This window comes from Limnofasciculus baicalensis BBK-W-15, from assembly GCF_024178385.1.
Classification (GTDB): Bacteria; Cyanobacteriota; Cyanobacteriia; order Cyanobacteriales; family Coleofasciculaceae; genus Limnofasciculus; species Limnofasciculus baicalensis.
Window position 1 is genome coordinate 1 of the sequence record NZ_JAMZMM010000213.1, and the last position, 2,645, is coordinate 2,645.

Below are 2,645 nucleotides of genomic sequence, written 5' to 3' on the forward strand. Positions count from 1 at the left end.
CAAAGGGGGGAGAAAGAATACAACCTGCATTTCTTCCAAATCGGGATGCTCCCGGTTTATTTATCTAGATCTGCGACTTCTAGGATAAGTCGTAAATACGATCCCTACTGCAATCTGCTAATTGCTTCCTGAATTTTTTCATAAAATGCCGTATTTCCACGCTCAGAACAAAGTGTAGCAGCTTTTTGTAAATCTGCTATGGCTCCAGGATTATCTCCTAATCGAGAACGAGCAATTCCTCTGCCGTAATAACCATGCTCATCGGGAGCATCTATATCTCCTGATTCGACTGCCATGGATTGATTGTAATCTTCAAATCCTCCCTCTTCGTCTCCTAAATCGTACCGAATATTGCCTCTGTTGTAGTAAGCGGCGATAAAGTTAGGATTGAGTTCTAATGTTTTAGTAAAATCTTCAATAGCTTCATTGTTATTGCCTTGTAGATACTGAAGTACTCCTCGGTTGTAGTAGTAATTGTCAATAGGATTTAGACAAATCGCTTCGGTAAAATCTTCAATTGCTCCTGGATTATCGCCAAGGTAACAGCGGATACTACCCCTTACGTTGTAAGCTTCAGAAAAGTTAGAATCAAGGTGCAAGGCGCGATCGCAATCCTTAATCGCTCCTTGGTAATCGCCTAGAGCCATACGAGCTGCTCCTCGGTTGCCGTAAACTAAGGCATATCTGGGATTAATACTTAATGCCAGATTATAAACGACATAATTTATAGGATAAATGTAATTACGCAAAGCTAACGCACCAGCCACATTATTAGTAGCATTGCTGCGTAAACCCTAATAGAATCAAAACAGTTGACTAGGCAACCTGAGTAATAGCCCATTAGTCTTCACCTTCCTCGTTTTCAAGTATTTTCAGCAGTCGAGCAATCCCATTTTACTAAAACTTCTAGGATTATTGCTACGATGTAATCAGTTAACCAGCACCTGTTATGACTCGAATTACATTAGACCTCCCCGAAGAAGTCTTTCCCATTCAGTATCAATCCCCAGCAGAATTAACCCAAGCTATACGACTGGCAGCCGCCATTTACTGGTATGCTCGTGGAGAAATTTCCCAAGGTAAAGCCGCTCAACTTGCAGGATTCAATCGTAAGGAGTTTCTCGAAGTACTTGCCCGTGAAAAAGTCGATGTTTTTCTGGTGGATTTTGACAATCTCAAGCAGGAGTTAGCGCGTGGTTGAGGGATCTCCTGAAGTGCTTACTTCACCCGTCATCGACTCTTCCCTCTAATTTTGCTGACGAAAGCAAAGTTACTCGATATCTTGCAGATTTTCTATCCCGAAGTGCTAGTACCATCCACTGTTGCTACAGAAATTCGGCAATATGGAACAACAGATGTCACCTTTCAATCCCTCATTCAAACAGAATGGCTGGTTATCGTCGAAACCCCGTCTGTACCAGAATCGGTTCGAGCGTTTAATTTAGATCCAGGCGAGTCAGCGGTGCTGGCTTGGGCACACAGCCACCCCGACACCGAAGCAATTCTGGACGATCTCGCAGCGCGTCGTTGTGCTGATAGTTTAGGAATTCCTGTTCGAGGAACCCTTGGTTTGGTGCTGAAAGCAAAACAACAGGGAAAGATTCCTTCTGCGAGAAGCATACTCGAACAATTGCGTCAGTCAGGCATGTACCTTTCAGAGCGGGTACTCAATCAATCGCTTGAGCTAGTTGGAGAGTAGAACCTACACCAAAAATTATAACAAAACCGATGATAATCTCCAGCGCATCTAGCAGGTAAATGGTGCAGTGATAATCATGAGAGAGAGGTATTCACAATGTCAGCATCCAAAGCTAAAAAAACAACAAAACCGAAAAAGAAACAGTTTTCTAGTTTCAATAAAGCAGAAGCATTTCAATCATTGGGTTTAATTGATTTACTACCATGGGAATTAGTGGTTAATCCTATTGAACCGAGTGATTTCTTTCAGGAACATCTCAAACGTTTGACTCGACATTTTGATTTGGAAAGCTATGAGGAGTCAAAGAAACTGTTGATTGATGCTATCTGTAATGAGGCGATGGAGTCGTTGGAAAGGCTGAAGATTTGGAAAGGGGCGCAGTTGGAAGGGGAAATTGCAGCGGGATATGTAGACTATCTGGTAGCAGAAAGCCGTCGCTATCTAACGACTCCAATGTTATGTATTATAGAAGCAAAAAAAGACAATTTTGAGCAGGGGATGGCGCAATGTTTAGTGGAGATGCAGGCGTGTCAATGGCGAAATCGGCAGGTGAATCGTGATATTGATATTTTGGGTATTGTTACAAATGGAACAGGTTGGCAATTTTACAAGCTGACGACAACAGGAGAGGTGTATGAGTCGGCTGCTTATTCGACAGGGGATATGGCGTGGTTGTTAGGAAGATTGCGCTACGTTTTTCGGCTTTGTGAGGATAATTTGGGTTAAGAGATAGCGATTGCCCTGGGCGCACCAACATAGTTAATCCCTAATCTATCGGATTTAACCGCCTATCACTAAACAAACCTTCGTTCGCCTGCGCGGACTAATATAAAATCAATAATTTCGGAACCCGCGACGGTGGGTTTTGTCTGTGTAGACGCGGTTTTAACCGCCTATCGCTTTAGGGAATCGCTTTGATATCCAACAACTCAAACACTACCATCAC

4 protein-coding genes are annotated in these 2,645 nt (G+C 42.9%); 3 read left to right on the forward strand and 1 reads right to left on the reverse strand.

What is annotated here, in order from left to right:
- Positions 1 to 104: 104 nt before the first annotated feature.
- The gene (locus tag NJ959_RS18925; RefSeq protein ID WP_254013297.1) at positions 105 to 767 is read right to left on the reverse strand and encodes a tetratricopeptide repeat protein; all 663 of its coding nucleotides are present in this window, start codon (positions 765 to 767) and stop codon (positions 105 to 107) included.
- 182 nt (positions 768 to 949) lie between these two features.
- Here NJ959_RS18925 and NJ959_RS18930 point away from each other — a divergent pair, with 182 nt between their 5' ends.
- The 3 genes from NJ959_RS18930 (at position 950) to NJ959_RS18940 (ending at position 2,425) form a co-directional block, all read left to right on the forward strand.
- Entirely contained in the window at positions 950 to 1,201 is a 252-nt protein-coding gene (locus tag NJ959_RS18930; protein WP_254013298.1) for a UPF0175 family protein, read from the forward strand.
- 51 nt (positions 1,202 to 1,252) lie between these two features.
- Complete coding sequence (locus NJ959_RS18935) at positions 1,253 to 1,699, forward strand: PIN domain-containing protein (RefSeq protein ID WP_254013299.1); 447 nt, start codon at positions 1,253 to 1,255, stop codon at positions 1,697 to 1,699.
- 96 nt (positions 1,700 to 1,795) lie between these two features.
- On the forward strand, positions 1,796 to 2,425 hold the full coding sequence (locus NJ959_RS18940) for a hypothetical protein (RefSeq protein ID WP_254013300.1): 630 nt from the start codon (positions 1,796 to 1,798) through the stop codon (positions 2,423 to 2,425).
- The last annotated feature ends 220 nt before the right edge of the window (positions 2,426 to 2,645 follow it).